This is a genomic window from Agromyces sp. SYSU T00194, assembly GCF_040496035.1.
Lineage (GTDB): Bacteria > Actinomycetota > Actinomycetes > Actinomycetales > Microbacteriaceae > Agromyces > Agromyces chitinivorans.
The window spans coordinates 749,986-765,897 of record NZ_JBEPJZ010000002.1; the positions used below are offsets into that span (position 1 = coordinate 749,986).

Below are 15,912 nucleotides of genomic sequence, written 5' to 3' on the forward strand. Positions count from 1 at the left end.
ACCCATGGCCAGACCTCCACTCACTCTAGCCGCGTTGGCCACGGCGGCCGTTCCGGGGCTCGAGGTCTCGGGCGCCCGGCCGCACTCGCGCGGATCGTACGGCCAGTTCGATTCGGCGCTGCTGCGCAGCACCGACGGGCGCACCCTCCTCATCCGCGTGCCGACCACGTCGAGCGCCGAGCTCGAGCAGTCGGCCGACCTGGTCGCCCTGCGAGCGCTGTCCGCGGGCATCCGCGCCCGGCTGCCCTTCGTGGTGCCCACGTTCGTCGGGCAGGCGCCGGTCTCGGGCACGCGTGCGGTCGTGTACGACTACGTGCCCGGGCAGGTGCGCGACGCCGACGGGCTCACCGCCGAGCCGATGCTCGCGTCCGAGGTCGGGGAGTCGATCGCGGCGATCCACCTCCTGCCGTCGGCCTTCCTCGCCGAGGCGGGGTTGCCGCGCCAGACCGCGGCGGACTGCCGGTCGGCGGTGGTCGAGCTCATCGGGCGCGCGGCCGACACCGGTCGGGTGCCGGCGGCGCTGCTGCGCCGGTGGGAGTCCGCCGCCGACGACGCGGCGCTCTGGCAGTTCGCGCCGACGGTGATCAACGGGGCGCTCGCGGCCGACTCGTTCCTCGTCGAGGGCGCGCACGTGTCGGGCGTCATCGGCTGGTCGGGGCTCCAGGGCGGCGACCCGGCGCGCGACCTGCACTGGCTGCTGACCGCGCGCGGCGACGCCGCCGAGCACGCGCTCTCGGCGTACCTGCGCGCGCGTGGCGGCCCCCAGGACGGCGCCATCGCGCAGCGGGCACTGCTCCACGGCGAGCTCGAGCTGGCCCGCTGGCTGCTGCACGGAGTGGAGACCCGCGACCCCGAGGTCATCGAGGACGCCGTGGGCCTGCTCGACGGACTCGTCGAGACCGTCCACTCCGACGAGTCGCCGGCGCTCTCGACCGACACGGGTCCGATCATGGCGGTCGACGAGGTCGAGGACCTGCTCGGACGCACCCCGCGCACCCCCGGGCGCGACGCCTCGACCATGCTGACCGACACGTACGACCGCTCCGACCTCGAGCGCATGGCGGCCGGCGAGCAGGACGAGCCCGAGGCGGATGCGACGGGGGCGCTGCCGCTCGACCTCACCGGCTGGGGCGAGGAGGCCGGGGCCGATGACGGCGCGGCGGGCGATGCTCAGGAGACCGGCGACGACGACCAGGACTCGAGCAGCTCCTCCTCGTCGTAGAGGCGTTCGGGCCGCACGACGGCGTCGTCCTCCACGAAGTAGAACAGGGCGTCGACCTCCTCGGGCGGCACCTCGCGCCAGGTCGCGAACGCGAGCCGGTACAGGGCGAGCTGGGTCTGCTTCAGCTCGAGGTCGCGCGCGTCGCGCGGCGCCTTCCCCGTCTTCCAGTCGACGACCTCGTAGCGCACGCCCCGGCGGCCGGCCTCGCTGTCGGGGTCGACCTGGTAGACCGCGTCGAGCTTGCAGACGAACACCGTGCCGCCGAGCGGCAGGTGGATCTCGACCTCGACCTCGTCGGGCTTGCGCGTTCCCCACGGCGATGCGGCGAACGTCTCCTGCAGCCGCGCGAGCCGCTCGTGCTCGACGGGCACGGCATCGCCGGCGTCGAGCTCGAACGCGGCCGCGTCGACGGCGTCGGCCGCACCCGTGGAGCGCGCCTCGACCCACGAGTGGAACAGCGTGCCGATGCGGGTCGCGCGATACGGCCGCTGCGGCACGGGCCGTCGCAGCTCGGCGGCCACCGCGGCGGGGTCGTCGACCCAGTCCTTGAAGCGCGATGCGGGCACGCGGGTCGGGCGCGCGGCCACCGGGTCGGAGGCGGCGCGCCGCTGCGCGCGCTCGGCGAGCAGCAGGTCGAGATCGCGCGCGAGCGCGTCGCCGACCGCGTGCGTCGCGCCCGTGTCGCGCGCGGCGGCGACGGCTGCGGCGGCCGCGACGACCCGGGAGCGCCGGGTGCCGAGCGGGTCGAGCGGCCACGTGGCGCGCTGCCCGCCGCCCTCGCGCGGGTTGGCCTCGAACGCGGCCGGGACGGGCAGGTCGGCCTCGTCGAGCACGCCGCCGGCGACGAGTTCGTGCAGGTACGGGCTCGGGCCGCGGGCGCCCTTCTGCACCGACCACCACGACCCGCTGAAGAGCAGCCCGCGCCGCGCGCGGGTCACGGCGACGTAGGCGAGCCGACGCTGCTCCTCCTCGTGCAGGGCCCTGATCTCGGCCTGGAAGTCCTTCGTCGCCTGGTCGAACTGCTTCTGGTCGTGCACGCCCCGCCACGCCAGCTCGGGCAGCTCGTCGCGGTCGCCCTTGAACTCGTAGGGCAGCGCGCCGAAGGCGAGCCATCCCTTCGTCGACAGCGGCGCCGACGGCAGCTCGCCCTCGACCGAGCGCGGGATCGCCACGAGGTCCCACTCGAGCCCCTTCGCGCCGTGCACGGTGAGCACCTGCACGGTGCCGGGCTCGGGCTCGTCCTGCCGGGGCGCGAGGCGGTCGCGCTCCTCGGCCTCGGCGAGCCAGCCGAGGAACGCGCCGAGCGTGGGCGCCTCGCTGACGTCGAGGAAGCCGGCCAGCAGCTCGTCGAAGGCCTCGAGGCTCGGTGCGCCGAGCGGCTGGCTCGCGTTCGCGCCCACCTCGATGTCGAGCAGCAGCTCCTGCTGCACCAGGGTGACGAGGTCGGCGAGCTCCAGGCCGGCCCGGCGCCGGAGCGACATGAGCTGGGCACCGGCGGCGCGCATGCGCGAGAGCCCCTCCTCGCCGATGTGCGCCGTCGCCGCGTGCCCGGCGGGCGCCTCCACGACGAAGTCGAGCGCGTCGACGAGCGAGGCGTGCTCCTCGGCCGTGACCGACGCGCGCAGGCGCTGCCGCACGTCCCGGTCGAGCGGCTGCAGGGCGTGGTCGCGTGCGGCGAGCCAGCGTGCGGTCTCGGCGAGCCCGGCGAGGTCCGCCGCCCCGACCTGCCAGCGGGCGCCCCCGAGCAGTCGCAGGAGCTCGGCGCCCGCACTCGGGTCGTGCAGCACGCGCAGTGCGCTCACGAGGTCGGCGATGACGGGCTGGTCGAGGAGCCCGGCGAGGCCGAGCACGTGGAACGGCACGCCCCGCGCCTCGAACGCCTCGGCGAACACGTCGACCTGCTTGAGCGTGCGGCAGAGCATGGCCGCCGACGGACGGTCGCCGGGAACGCCGAGCCGACACGCGAACCAGTCGGCGACGGCAGCCGCCTCCTCCTCGACCGTCTCGCCCCAGGTGAGCTCGACCGTGCCCTCGGTCGCGACCGGCGACGCCTCGAGCGCCCGCTTGGGCACCACGGGCGCGTCGAGGAACGGCCGGAGCAGGACGTTCGCCGCGCGCAGCACCCGACGCGGGTTGCGCCAGCTCGTCGAGAGGTCGTAGACCGCGGCGTCCCCGTCGCCGAAGTCGCGCCCGAACCTCGCCAGGTTCACGGCGCTCGCGCCGCGCCAGCCGTAGATCGACTGGTCGGGGTCGCCGACCGCCATCACGGGCTGCCCGGAGAACAGCGCGGACAGCAGCCGCGTCTGCACGACGCTCGTGTCCTGGTACTCGTCGAGCAGCACGGCGCCGTACCTCCCGCGGTACGCCTCCACGACGCTCGGGTCGCGGCCGCAGATCTCGAGCGCGAACGCGACCTGGTCGGAGAACTCGAGCAGCCCGCGACGTCGCTTCTCGTCGGCGAACCGCTCGGCGAGGTCGACCAGCACGGGCAGCGCGCCGACCTGCTGCATGGCCGAGGCGAACGTGTCGTAGGGCAGCTTCTTGCGCGCGGAGCCGGTGGGCAGGTCGTGCATCGCCAGGAACTGCCGCGCCATCACGCGCACGTCGCGCGGGTCGGCCACGTTCTCGGCGAGGCCCCGGCTGAGCTCGAGCACGGCGCCCGTGATGCGGTCGGCCGACGCGTCGAGCTCGACCAGGCGGTCGTCGTCGCTGTCGAGCACGACCCGGCGGGCGAGCTGCCAGGCGGATGCCTCGCCGAGCAGCGCCGCGTCGGGCTCGCGCCCGATGCGCATGGCGTGCTCCCGGTAGATCGCGCTCGCGAACGCGTTGTACGTGGAGACCTCCGCGGCGTCGAGCAGGTCGAGCTCGACGCGGGCGATGCCCTCGTCGACGAGCTGGCCGACGCGGCGGGCGATGCGCTCGGCCAGTTCGCCCGCCGCCTTGCGCGTGAACGTCAGGCCGAGCACCTCGGGCACGGCGACGTGCCCGTTCGCGAGCAGCCAGACCACCCGGTTCGCCATCGTCTCGGTCTTGCCGCTGCCGGCGCCGGCGACGACGAGGCTCTGCGCGCGGTACGGCGCCTCGATGACGGCGCACTGCTCGTCGGTCGGCGACGGCAGCCCGAGGCGCGCGGCGATCTCGCGAGCGCCGATCGTCGGTCGATGCAGGGCCGCGCCCGCGGATGCGCCGCTCACGCGCTGACCGCCTTGACGAGCTGCACGCGGTACTCCCACGCGCCGAGCGGCGACCGGTGCGGCAGCTCCAGCGGGCCGTCGAAGCGGGCGCCGGCCATGATCCGGCCCGCGGCGTCGACCCGCTCGGCGAACGCAGCCGCCGCCTCGTCGTCGAACGGCTGCTGCACGCGCTCGGAGTAGGCGCGGCCCGACGTGGGCTTCGCGACGAAGACGAGCTTCGCCCCGCCCAGCTCGCCGCCGTCGAGCGGCACCACGCCCTCGCGCGCCGCCGCCTGGTAGGCGCCGAGCTGCGGGTGCGACGCCATGCCGTTCACCGCAGGCATGGAGCGCCCGGTCTTCAGGTCGACGATGACGACCGTGCCGTCGTCCGAGCGCTCGACCCGGTCGACCGTGCCGCGCACCAGGGTGCGCCCGAGCTCGAGGCTGAACCGCCCCTCGGCGCCGAGCAGCGCCTTGCCGTCGTCGGCGAAGCCCGCGAGGTACTCGGCCGCGCCCTCCGCCATGCCGTGGGCGTTGCGGCGTTCGCGGGCGTCGAGCCATGGGGCGTCGAACCGCAGCTCCCCCCAGCGGGCCTCGATGCCGGCCCAGACCCGGTCGACGTCGACCTGGTCGGCGGGCAGGGCGGATGCCTCCTCGACGACGGCGTGCACGATGGTGCCGAGCGACGCGGCGAGGCCGCTCGGCGTCTGCGCGACGGCGTCGACGAACCAGGCGACGGGCGACGCCTCGGCCTTCTCGATCTGCGAGGGCGACACCGGCACCCGGGCATCCGGATCGCCGTCGAGGTCGACGAGCGGCGCGACGGTGCTGGGCTCGCCGAGCCCGTACCATTCCCCCGGGTCGGCGCCCGGCACGCCCGCGTCGGCCAGCCGGGCGAGCGCCTGGGCCGCCTCGGACGACCCGGTCGCCGCCACCTCGCGACGGAGCGCCGCGACGAGCCGGCGCAGGTGCAGGGGGCGCCGACGGCGGGGGGCGCTCGGCACGTCGGCGAACGCCATGAGCACCGACGGCTGCTCGTCGTCGTTGCTCGTGCAGGCGAGCACGAGCTGGCGGTCGGCGCGCGAGGCGGCGAGCGCGAAGAGCCGCAGCTCGTCGCTGCGCACCTCGGCGCGCTCGTCGGCCGCGGTGCGGGCGACGACCTGCGCGAGCGGCTCGCCCGCACGGTCGGCCTCGGCCACTGCCGCGAGACGGTCGGCGCGCAGCAGCGAGCCGCGCGGCTTCAGGTTCGGCCACACGCCGTCCTGCAGGCCGGCGATGACCACCACGTCGTAGTCGCTGCCGACGAGGGCCTGCGGCGAGCACACCAGCACGGTCTCGTCGGCGCGACGCGGGGCGAGCGAGTCCTCGGGCACGTCGCTGCCGAGCACGTCGTCGAGGAACCGCCGTGCGGGCGCGCCCGGCAGCCGCTCGACGAACCGCTCAGCCGAGGCGAACAGCGCCACTGCCGCGTCGAGCGCGCGATTGGCCTCCTCGGCGAGCAGCCCGTGCCCGGAGGCCTGGGCGGCCCACTCGGCCGACAGCCCGCTGCCGTCCCAGACGGCCCAGAGCACCTCCTCGATCGTGCCGCCGGCGTCGGCGACGCGGCGCGCCTCGGCGAGCACCCGGCCGAGCCGCCCCGCACGCCGAGCGAGGCGGTCGTCGATCGTGTCGAACCCGCCGGGCAGGCCGAGCGCCTCGACGAGCAGCTCGTCGCCCGAGCGCTCCCCGCCCGCGGCGAGCTCGTCGCGCCGCAGCGCGAGGCGCAGCCGGCGCAGCCCCACGCCGTCGAGTCGTCCGAGCGGGCCGGCGAGCATCGAGGCGGCGAGCTCGGCGGTGAGCGGCTCGCGGCCGACCACGTAGGAGGCGGCGCGGAGCAGCAGCGCGGCGGCCGCCTCATCGCGCAGCGCCGACCGGGCCGCCGAGGTGCGCGTGGGCACGTCTGCAACCGACAGCGCGCGCTCGACCGCCGCGATCTCGCCGCCCGAGCGGAGCACGACGGCCATGCGCGACCAGGGCACCCCGTCGAGCAGGTGCCGCTCGCGGAGCAGCGCCGCGATGTCGGCGCACTCCGCGGCATGCGACGGGGCGTCGATGCGCACGAGCGGGGCGATGCCGTCGGGTGCCGCGTCGTCCGCCGCGAGCACGGCCGCCCGCTGCGGGCCGCCGAGCGCGGTGCCGATGCGGCTCGTCGCGGCCGAGACGACCGCGCGGATCTCCGGCCGGCCGCGCCGCACGTGCTCGAGCACGACCTGCTCCACGTCGGGCAGGCCGAGCGCCGGCCCGAGTGCCCCGAGCAGGTCGGCGCGGCCGCCGCGGAAGGCGTTCGCGGCGACGTCGGGATCGCCGAGCGCGATGACCGACGCGCCGCGCCGCACGAACGCGCGCAGCAGCGCGATCGTGCCCTCCGTGGCATCCTGCGCATCGTCGACCACGATGCAGCGTGCCTCGGCGAGCGACCCCATCGCGGCGAGGGCCTCTGGGTCGCGCACGCTCGCGCCGACGACCGCGGCCCCGAAGGCCAGCAGCTCGGCGGCGTCGAACCGGGAGTCGCGGAACTGGTCCTTGACCTCGGCGTACTCCTCGGCGAAGTCGGCGGCGGCCGCCCAGCCGTCGACGCCGGCCCGCTCGCCGAGCCGGCGCAGGTCGGCCGGCGAGATGCCGTGCTCGGTCGCCCGCATGAGGAGGTCGCGCAGCTCGGTGCGGAACCCGCGCAGGCGACGCACGTCGGGCCCGAGCGCATCGGGCCAGGCCGGACCGGCGCCGTCGTCGATGGCGCCGTCGATGAGCTCGGCGATGATGCGGTCGTGCTCGCCGCCGGTCAGGAGCGTCGGGTCGGCGTCGGCGAGCGCCCCGCGCACCACCTGGAACGCGACCGAGTTCGCCGTGCGGGCGAGCGGCCCGTTGGTCGGCACCCCGAGCCGCAGCGCGATGCGGTCGCGCAGGCCGGTCGCCGCCTGCCGGCTCGACGCGAGCACCAGCACGTGCTCGGGCGCGTACGCCCGGTCGAGCACGCGCTCGGCCACGACCTCCACCGCCAGCGTGGTCTTGCCCGTGCCGGGCGCGCCGAGCACCGCGGCCGACCGGCCCTCCGGCAGCGCGAGCACGCGACACTGCGCGGGGTCGAGCGCTCTGCCCGCCGCGACCGGCGCGACGTCGGGCGCGACGGCGACGGCCCCCGGCGCGGCGGGGTCGGTGACGAGGTCGGGCTGCTCCACGGCCCACACGCTAACGGGTTGCGCCGACAGTGAACGCGAGCCCGGTGGCGGGTCGCCGGTGTCGTAGTCTGAGCGGGTCACGTCGCACACTCGGAAGGGCCCACAGTGGACATTCGCATCGGCATCCAGAACTCCCCGCGCGAGATCGGGTTCGAGTCCGACCAGTCGGCGAAGGACGTCGAGAAGGCCGTCGCCGATGCCCTCGCCGGTTCGTCGGGCTACCTCCGCCTGCTCGACGCGAAGGGCTCGGTCTACGTCGTGCCGACCGCGTCGCTGGCCTACGTCGAGATCGGCACCGACCAGTCGCGCCGCGTCGGCTTCGTCGCCTGATGGAGCTGATGTTCATCGCCCTCGGCGGGGCGATCCTCGGGCTCGCGGCCCGCTATGCGCTGCCGCGCCGCCACCTGCACGGCTCGGTGCTGGTGCCCGCGATCGGCACCGCCGCCGCCGCGGTCACCTGGGTGGTGCTGACCTGGTTCGGCATGCCGTGGGACGGCGGCTGGATCTGGCTGGTCTCGCTGGTCTGCTCCGGCCTCGCCGCGGCAGGCGCCGACGTGCTGATCGGGCGCAGGCGCGAGGCATCCGACGCCGCGCTCGCCGAGCGCCTCCAGCGGCCGGGCGCGCAGCTCGCCTGAGGCATCCGCCCGCCTCCGCCTCCGCGGAGACCCCGCTTCTCAGGAACCGCCCCACCTCGGCCTGCCCCGCTTTTCAGGAACCGTCGATCGGGCCACGCAACGATCCTGCGTGGGCCGAGCCGATGCAGCCCGGAGCGGCCGGATGCGGCCGGTGCGACGCATGATTGCTGCATCCAGCCGATTCGGCTCCTGAGAAGCGAACCACCGCCGCGGGCGACAGGCGCGCGAACTCCTGAGAAGCGAACCTCCGTCACGGGCGCTGGGGCCGAGCCCACGCGCGAGGACGGTCTCTCGGAGCGCCGGGCGAGCGGATGCCGCGGGCCGACGTCGCGCATCGGCGGACGTGCGAGCGGGCGCCCGTCAGGCCGTCAGCCGGGTAGGCCCGTCGGGCTGACAGCCCGGTAGGCCCGTCGGGCCGTCAGTCCGTCAGCCCGGTAGGGCCGTCCGCCCGGTAGCCGTCAGGCCGTCAGGCCGAGGCCGTCCATGCGGCGGGTGTGCGCAGCGATCAGCTCGGTGAACATCGGCTCCACCTCGGGGCCGTGCCCGGTGCCCTCGCGCAGCGCCGAGCGCGCGACGAGGATCGTGTCGCCGACGATGCGCCGGCCCCAGAGCGCGAGCCGGTCGGCCAGCGTCGGCACGGTCGCGATGCCCTCGCTCAGCTCGCGGACGAGCACCGGCGACGCGCCGACCTCGCCGAGCAGGCGCACCACGCGCCCGCGCACGGGCCCGGGGAGGCCGTCGGCGAGCCGGATGAAGTAGTCGTCGAGCATGCCGGCACTGACGTACGTGCCGAGCAGCAGCTCCCACCAATCTGCGCCGGCGATCGCGGCCCGGTACGCGTCGAGGGCCGGCGCGAACGGCGCCATGACCTCCTCGGGCTCGGCGTCGTGCTCGCGGATCTCCTCGATCAGGCCGTGGTGCTTGCGCAGCGCCACGCCGGCGGCGGCGCTCAGGCCCTCCTTGGCGGCGAGGTTCGGCGACGTGGCGACGGCCCGCGAGAGGTTCTCGAAGAACTCGAGCTGGATGTACGCGGCCTGCCCGAGGAAGGGCAGCAGGTCGGGCGTGAGCTCGGTGAAGTCGACCCTGGTGAGGTTCGTCGGCTGGACGCGGGGTCGCTGCCCCGTCGTCTCACCGCGAGCGCCACGACGGGCCGACCAGGAAACCACCCGACCAGCCTAGTGCCGCGCGCTCAGGGGTCGTGACGGGTCGCCCGGTACACTCGTCTGCGGAGCCGTCGGCAACGGATCGACGGCCAGTGCGCCTGACGACGAACCAGGGCGCGCCTCTACATTCGAAGACAGGCACTTTCTCTTGACGACATTCTCCGATCTCGGCATCGCCCAGGACATGGTCGACGCCCTCTCGGCGAAGGGCATCATCGAGCCCTTCCCCATCCAGGAACAGACCATCCCGCTCGCCCTCTCCGGCCAGGACATCATCGGCCAGGCGAAGACGGGCACGGGCAAGACCTTCGGCTTCGGCCTCCCCCTCATCCAGCGCCTCGGCGACGCGCCCGAGCCCGGCGTCAAGGCGCTCGTGGTCGTGCCGACCCGCGAGCTGTGCGTGCAGGTGACCGAGGACCTCGAGCTCGCGACCGCGAACCGCCCCACCAACATCGTGTCGATCTACGGCGGCAAGGCGTATGAGGGCCAGATCGACCAGCTGAAGGCCGGCGGCCAGATCGTGGTCGGCACCCCCGGGCGCCTCCTCGACCTCGCCTCGCAGCGCATCCTGTCGCTGAAGGACGTGCAGGAGATGGTGCTCGACGAGGCCGACAAGATGCTCGACCTCGGCTTCCTCGCCGACATCGAGAAGCTCTTCGCGCAGACGCCGGCGACGCGCCACACGATGCTGTTCTCGGCGACCATGCCGGGGCCGATCGTCGCGCTCGCGCGCCGCTTCATGACGCGCCCGATCCACATCCGCGCGACCGACCCCGACGAGGGGCTCACGCAGGCGAACATCAAGCACCTCGTGTACCGGGCGCACTCGCTCGACAAGGACGAGGTCATCGCCCGCATCCTGCAGGCCGAGGGCCGCGGCAAGACCGTCATCTTCACGCGCACCAAGCGCGCGGCGGCGAAGCTGGTCGAGGAGCTCAACGACCGCGGCTTCAACGCGGCGGCCGTGCACGGCGACCTGAACCAGGACCAGCGCGAGCGCGCCATGGCCGCGTTCAAGGCCGGCAAGAAGGACGTGCTGATCGCGACCGACGTCGCGGCCCGCGGCATCGACGTGCTCGACGTGACGCACGTGATCAACCACACCATCCCCGACGACGAGAAGACCTACCTGCACCGCGCCGGCCGCACCGGCCGCGCGGGCAAGACGGGCATCGCCGTCACGTTCGTCGACTGGGACGACCTGCACAAGTGGGCGCTGATCAACCGCGCGCTCGAGTTCGGGCAGCCCGAGCCGACCGAGACCTACTCGTCGAGCCCGCACCTGTACACCGACCTCGACATCCCCGAGGGCACGAAGGGCCGCATCCGGGCCGCATCGGCACCGCCGTCGCGTTCGAGCACGGCCGGTCGAGCCGAGGGGGCGGATGCCGCGGGCGCCCGCTCGGGCCAGGGCAGCCGCTCGCGCAATCGGCGTCGCACCCGCAACGGGTCGTCGTCCGGCGGGCAGGACGGCCAGGGCGGATCGCAGGCGCAGTCGACCGCCCCGGCCGACGCAGAGGCGCCTGCGGAGCGGAGCGAGCCCGGCACGGGCACGCACGACGGCAGGGGCCACGAGCACCACGACGGCAAGGCTGCGCCGCGCCGCCGCCGTCGTCGCCGCGGACCGCGCCAGGGTGCGAACCAGGGCGGCCAGGCGCCCCAGCCGTGATCGCGTGACGCGGCCCCCCCCGGGGCCGCGTCCGCCGCACCGGACGAGTCGGCATCGCCGACCGGCCGCGCCGGTCAGCCCGGGAGCACGGGCTCCGTACCGGTGCCCTCGGCGATGATCCGCTCGACGACCTCGGGTGCGGTGGTGAGCTCCCCGAGCCGGTTGGGCTTGCCCGTGCCGTGGTAGTCGCTCGACCCGGTGACGGCGAGGCCGAACCGGTCGGCGAGCGCGCGCAGTGCGCGCTTGTTCGCCTCGTGGTTCTCGGGGTGGTCGATCTCGAGGCCGAACAGCCCGGCGTCGACGAGCTGGCGCAGCCGCTTCGGCGCGATGACCTCGCCGTCGCCGCGCGTGCCCGGGTGCGCGAGCACGGGCACCCCGCCCGCCGCGCGGATGAGCCGCACCCCCGTGAGCGGATCGGGCGCGTAGTGCGGTCGGGCGTATCCGGAGCGCCAGTGCAGGATGCCCGCGAAGGCGTCCGACCGCGTCGGCACGTGGCCGCGTGCGACGAGCGCGTCGGCGATGTGCGGGCGGCCGATCGTGGCGCCCTCGGTCGCCTGCGCGAGCACGTCGTCCCAGGTGAGTGCGTAGTCGTGCGCGATCGCCTCGACGATCGCCTCCGCCCGCGTGCGCCGGCCCTCGCGGATGCGCGCGGTCTCGGCGCGCAGCGCCTCGTGCTCGGGGTCGACGAGGTAGCCCAGCAGGTGCACGCTCGCGAACTGCTCGCGCGTCGACAGCTCCATGCCCGGCAGCAGCGCGATGCCGTGCGCACGGGCCGCCTCGCGCGCCGCATCCCACCCCGCGGTGGAGTCGTGGTCGGTCAGCGCGATGCCGTCGAGGCCGACGAGCGCGGCCTCCGCGACGAGCTCCGCGGGCTCCTGCGTGCCGTCGGACACGCTCGAGTGCGTGTGCAGGTCGAAGCCGCCGGCGGGACGGTCCAGGCGGGGCATCTTCACATGCTATCCACGCCGGCGTGCGCCGCCGCGCCCGCTCTCGGCGTGCTCACGGCGACCCTGCACGGCGCTCCCGGCACCACCCCCTACGCTGGGTCGGGTGTCCCGGCTGCTCCTCGTCCTCGCCGTGCTCGGCGCCGCCGCCGCAGCAGCGGTGTTCACGTGGCCGCAGGGGTTCGGCCTGCAGACCGAGTGGATCGTCTCGCACGTCGTCGCGCTCCGCGGGCTCGCCGTCGTCGGCGCGCTGGCGTGCTGCGTCCTGCTCCTGCTGGTCAGTGCGACGCACCAGCTGCGTGCCCTCAGCGCGGGGCTGATCGTGGTGCTCGCCGCGTACGCCGTCGCGAACGCAGGGATCATCGCCATGCGCGGCACGTCGGGCACGCCGGTGGCGTCCGGCCCCGACACGATCACGGTGCTGTCCTGGAACACGCTCGGCGAGGTGCCCGACGCCGACACGATCGCGCAGCTCGCACTCGACACCGGCGCCGACATCGTGTCGCTGCCGGAGACGACCGAGCCGCTCGGCGAGGAGGTCGCGATCGCGATGCGCGAGGGCGGCAACCCGATGTGGGTGAACACGATCGCGTTCGACGTCATCGCGAAGGCGCGCTCGACGACCCTGCTGATCTCCCCCGACCTCGGCGACTACGAGGTCGTCTCGGCGGTCGGCACCGGCCCGCCCGGCAACACGAACACGCTGCCGACGGTCGTCGCGAAGCCCGTCGACGGCGACGGCCCGACGATCGTCGCGGCCCACGCGGTCGCGCCGATCCGCTGGGAGATGCGCAACTGGCGCAGCGACCTGGAGTGGCTCGCCACGCAGTGCGCGTCGGGCAGCGTGATCATGGCGGGCGACTTCAACGCCACGGTCGACCACTTCGCGGGGCACGGCGTCGACGGCGGCGACCTCGGGCAGTGCCGCGACGCCGCCCTGCAGGCGGGCGCAGCGGGCGTCGGCACCTGGCCGACCGACCTGCCCGACCTGCTCGGCAGCCCGATCGACCACGTGCTCGCGACCTCGGACTGGAGCGTCGAGGGCTTCGAGGTGCTCGGCGAGCTCGACGACTCGGGCAGCGACCACCGGCCGATCGTGGCGGAGCTCGCCCGGCGCTGAGAGAATGGACCCCATGTCCACGAACTCCACCGACACCAGCACCACCGACGCCGCCGAGCAGACCGAGGCGGGCCGCGACACCAACCGGTCGACGACGCCCGGCTCGGAGGGGTTCAAGGAGTACATCGGCTCGGGCTGGGCCGAACGCGCCGACGTCGCGCCGCCCGCACGCGAGTCCGCCGCGCCCGCGGCCCTGCGCCGAGCCGCGGTCTCGGCGCAGCACCCGGGCCAGCGCCTCATCATCCCGGCCGGCGACATGAAGCAGCGCTCGAACGACACCGACTACCCGTTCCGCGCCCACTCCGCGTTCGCGCACCTCACCGGGTGGGGCGCCGACTCCGAGCCCGGTGCCGTGCTCGTGCTCGAGCCGGCGGCCGACGGCCACGACGCCACCGTGTACTTCCGCGAGCGCGCCGGCCGCGACTCGGAGGAGTTCTACGCGAACCCGGCGATCGGCGAGTTCTGGATCGGGCCGCGCCCGTCGCTCGGGCACGTCTCCGCCGACCTCGGCGTGGCGACGCGCGGGCTCGACGACTTCGACGCCGTGATCGCCGCCGTCGACACCGACACCGTCGTGGTCCGCGAGGCCGACGCCGCCATCACCGAGCGGGTGGACCACGCCCGCATCCGCTACGCCGCAGAGCGCGCCGTCTCGCACAACGCGTCCGACGCGCCGTTCAGCCTCGAGGTCGGCGAGGAGCACGAGCCGGATGCCGCGCTGGCGCGCACGTGCTCGGAGCTGCGACTCGTGAAGGACGACTACGAGATCGGGCAGATGCGCCTCGCGATCGCCGCCACGCGTCGCGGCTTCGACGACGTGCTCGCCTCGCTCCCCCGCGCGGCCTCCGAGCAGCGCGGCGAGCGGGTCATCGAGGGTGCGTTCCAGGCCCGCGCCCGCCTCGACGGCAACGACGTCGGCTACGGCTCGATCGCGGCGGCCGGCCCGCACGCCACGGTGCTGCACTGGACGCGCAACGACGGACCCGTCGCCCCCGGCGACCTCGTGCTGCTCGACGCGGGCGTCGAGCTCGACAGCTACTACACCGCCGACATCACCCGCACCTTCCCGGTGAACGGCACCTTCTCCGAGGTGCAGCGCCGGGTCTACGAGGCGGTGCGCGAGGCGGCCGACGCCGCGTTCGCCGTGGCGAGGCCCGGGGCGATCTTCCGCGAGGTGCACGCCGCCGCGATGCAGGTCATCGCGCGCCGCACCGCCGAGTGGGGCCTGCTGCCGGTGTCGGCCGAGGAGTCGCTGCAGCCCGAGAACCAGTTCCACCGGCGCTACATGGTGCACGGCACGAGCCACCACCTCGGCATGGACGTGCACGACTGCGCCCAGGCGCGCCGCGAGCTCTACATGGACGGCGTGCTCGAGGAGGGCATGGTCTTCACGATCGAGCCGGGCCTGTACTTCCAGCCGGACGACCTCACCGTGCCCGCCGAGTACCGCGGCATCGGCGTGCGCATCGAGGACGACGTGCTCGTCACCGCCTCCGGCGTCGAGAACCTGTCGGCGGCGTTCCCGCGCACGGCCGACGAGGTCGAGGCGTGGGTGCGCGAGGTCGTCGGCACCGACTGAGCGGATGCCCCAGGGCTGCGCCTGCGTACGCCCCGTGCGCCTACGCCCCCTGCGCCGTCGCGCGGCGCGCGCGCCACCAGGCGAGCACCGCGTCGACCATGCGCTTCACCCAGGCGGCGATGCGCGCCGCCCACGCGAACTCGGTGCCGAGGATGGCGAACCCGAGGAAGAACACGAGCGTGCCCGGGCCGGGCAGCGGCATCAGGATGACCCCGGCGACGACGACGAGCGCGCCGATCGCGCCGATCGCGAACCGGTAGGCGAACCGGAGTCGCGGGTGCCGCTCGATCCAGGCGCGCGCGCGGCGCAGCACGCGACGGATGGGGCGCTCGGGGTCCTCCCCCGCCGCGATCTCGCGACGCAGCTCGAGCTCGGTGACCATGCCCCGGATGCTACGCAGCGGTGCTGTGAGCTGCCTGCGCGACGGCTCCGGATCGCCTGCGCGGCGCGGCGGACGCGGCGGACGTCACCGGTCGCGCGCGGCCGGCTCGTCCGGGGCGCCGGCGACATCGCCGGCCTCCGGCCCGGCAGGCTCGTCAGGCGCCGCTTCGGACGCCTCGGGCGTCTCGTCGGGCTCGGCGAGCTCGCCGTACGCGGGCCGCGGCCGCGGGGTCGCGGCGGCATCGCGGGCCGCGTCGGTCGCGTCGCCGAAGGTACGCGGCCGCGTGGGCTCCGGGGCCGGCGGCGGCGGGGAGGCATCCGTGCCCAGGATCTCGCGCGCTCGCGCGCCGAGGCCCGGGTCGACGATCAGGGCGTAGCGGCCCGCGGCGACCTGCATCACCGACGTGAAGTCGCGACGGCGGCGGTTGATGGAGTACGTCACGAGCCCGAACAGCATGCCGAAGCCGGCACCCAGCAGCAGTGCCGCGAAGAGCACGCCGAACGACTGGTCGCTCGGCGAGAAGATGAAGAAGAGCAGGCCGAGGAACATGCCGAACCAGAGGCCCGACAGCGCACCGGCCCCGGCGGCGCGGCCGTAGCTCATGCGACCCGTGACGCGCTCGATGCTCATCAGGTCGGTGCCGACGATCGCGAGCTGCTTCACCGGGAAGTCCTCGTGCGCGAGCCGGTCGACGGCGGCCTGCGCCTCGGCGTAGGTCTCGAAGCTCGCCGCCTCGTCGCCCTTCGGCACCGTGGGGAACTTCGTGCCGCGGCCGCCCAGCATCCTCGGATTCGTCACGCGCCCATTGTC

The 15,912-nt window shown here is 74.9% G+C and carries 12 protein-coding genes; 6 read left to right on the forward strand and 6 right to left on the reverse strand.

What is annotated here, in order from left to right; genetic code table 11:
• Nucleotides 1–4: 4 nt before the first annotated feature.
• Nucleotides 5–1,222: a phosphotransferase gene (locus tag ABZK10_RS16305; protein WP_353810335.1), complete on the forward strand. Its 1,218-nt coding sequence runs from the start codon at nt 5–7 to the stop codon at nt 1,220–1,222.
• Here ABZK10_RS16305 and ABZK10_RS16310 read toward each other — a convergent pair.
• The gene (locus tag ABZK10_RS16310) at nt 1,171–4,416 is read right to left on the reverse strand and encodes an ATP-dependent helicase (RefSeq protein WP_353810336.1); all 3,246 of its coding nucleotides are present in this window, start codon (nt 4,414–4,416) and stop codon (nt 1,171–1,173) included. The genes ABZK10_RS16305 and ABZK10_RS16310 overlap by 52 nt on opposite strands.
• Nucleotides 4,413–7,610 (reverse strand): PD-(D/E)XK nuclease family protein, encoded by a 3,198-nt coding sequence (locus ABZK10_RS16315; RefSeq protein WP_353810337.1) that lies wholly within the window; start codon nt 7,608–7,610, stop codon nt 4,413–4,415. Before ABZK10_RS16315 ends, ABZK10_RS16310 begins: the two co-directional genes overlap by 4 nt.
• Before the next feature lie 105 nt (nt 7,611–7,715).
• Between ABZK10_RS16315 and ABZK10_RS16320 the strand changes: the two genes are divergently transcribed.
• Complete coding sequence (locus ABZK10_RS16320; protein WP_353810338.1) at nt 7,716–7,940, forward strand: DUF3107 domain-containing protein; 225 nt, start codon at nt 7,716–7,718, stop codon at nt 7,938–7,940.
• Nucleotides 7,940–8,245: a hypothetical protein gene (locus ABZK10_RS16325; RefSeq protein WP_353810339.1), complete on the forward strand. Its 306-nt coding sequence runs from the start codon at nt 7,940–7,942 to the stop codon at nt 8,243–8,245. The genes ABZK10_RS16320 and ABZK10_RS16325 overlap by 1 nt, the downstream gene beginning before the upstream one ends.
• A gap of 458 nt (nt 8,246–8,703) precedes the next feature.
• Here ABZK10_RS16325 and ABZK10_RS16330 read toward each other — a convergent pair whose 3' ends face one another.
• On the reverse strand, nt 8,704–9,411 hold the full coding sequence (locus ABZK10_RS16330) for a ferritin-like fold-containing protein (protein ID WP_353810340.1): 708 nt from the start codon (nt 9,409–9,411) through the stop codon (nt 8,704–8,706).
• Between the two features lie 145 nt (nt 9,412–9,556).
• On the opposite strand from ABZK10_RS16330, the gene ABZK10_RS16335 reads away from it, so the two are divergent.
• Nucleotides 9,557–11,077 carry a DEAD/DEAH box helicase gene (locus tag ABZK10_RS16335; protein WP_353810341.1) on the forward strand — a complete coding sequence of 507 codons (1,521 nt, stop codon included), beginning with the start codon at nt 9,557–9,559 and terminating at the stop codon, nt 11,075–11,077.
• A gap of 74 nt (nt 11,078–11,151) precedes the next feature.
• On the opposite strand, the gene ABZK10_RS16340 is transcribed toward ABZK10_RS16335, so the two are convergent.
• Nucleotides 11,152–12,024, reverse strand: a complete 873-nt coding sequence (locus tag ABZK10_RS16340) for a PHP domain-containing protein (protein WP_353810342.1) — start codon at nt 12,022–12,024, stop codon at nt 11,152–11,154.
• Between the two features lie 103 nt (nt 12,025–12,127).
• Between ABZK10_RS16340 and ABZK10_RS16345 the strand changes: the two genes are divergently transcribed.
• Both ABZK10_RS16345 and ABZK10_RS16350 read left to right on the forward strand, forming a co-directional pair.
• Nucleotides 12,128–13,141, forward strand: coding sequence for an endonuclease/exonuclease/phosphatase family protein (locus tag ABZK10_RS16345; RefSeq protein WP_353810343.1), 1,014 nt, complete (start codon nt 12,128–12,130; stop codon nt 13,139–13,141).
• Between the two features lie 13 nt (nt 13,142–13,154).
• The gene (locus tag ABZK10_RS16350) at nt 13,155–14,720 is read left to right on the forward strand and encodes an aminopeptidase P family protein (protein ID WP_353810344.1); all 1,566 of its coding nucleotides are present in this window, start codon (nt 13,155–13,157) and stop codon (nt 14,718–14,720) included.
• Between the two features lie 40 nt (nt 14,721–14,760).
• Here the strand turns inward: ABZK10_RS16350 and ABZK10_RS16355 are convergent, their stop codons facing one another.
• Both ABZK10_RS16355 and ABZK10_RS16360 read right to left on the reverse strand, forming a co-directional pair.
• The gene (locus tag ABZK10_RS16355; protein WP_353810345.1) at nt 14,761–15,102 is read right to left on the reverse strand and encodes a TIGR02611 family protein; all 342 of its coding nucleotides are present in this window, start codon (nt 15,100–15,102) and stop codon (nt 14,761–14,763) included.
• Between the two features lie 84 nt (nt 15,103–15,186).
• Entirely contained in the window at nt 15,187–15,900 is a 714-nt protein-coding gene (locus ABZK10_RS16360; protein ID WP_353810346.1) for a YflT domain-containing protein, read from the reverse strand.
• Nucleotides 15,901–15,912 lie beyond the last annotated feature (12 nt).

Bases quoted from the DNA above. Each gene is read 5' to 3' on its own strand.
- ABZK10_RS16305 (WP_353810335.1), top strand. From the start codon at position 5: ATGGCCAGACCTCCACTCACTCTAGCCGCGTTGGCCACGGCGGCCGTT.
- ABZK10_RS16325 (WP_353810339.1), top strand. From the start codon at position 7,940: ATGGAGCTGATGTTCATCGCCCTCGGCGGGGCGATCCTCGGGCTCGCG.
- ABZK10_RS16340 (WP_353810342.1), bottom strand. From the start codon at position 12,024: ATGCCCCGCCTGGACCGTCCCGCCGGCGGCTTCGACCTGCACACGCAC.
- ABZK10_RS16350 (WP_353810344.1), top strand. From the start codon at position 13,155: ATGTCCACGAACTCCACCGACACCAGCACCACCGACGCCGCCGAGCAG.
- ABZK10_RS16355 (WP_353810345.1), bottom strand. From the start codon at position 15,102: ATGGTCACCGAGCTCGAGCTGCGTCGCGAGATCGCGGCGGGGGAGGAC.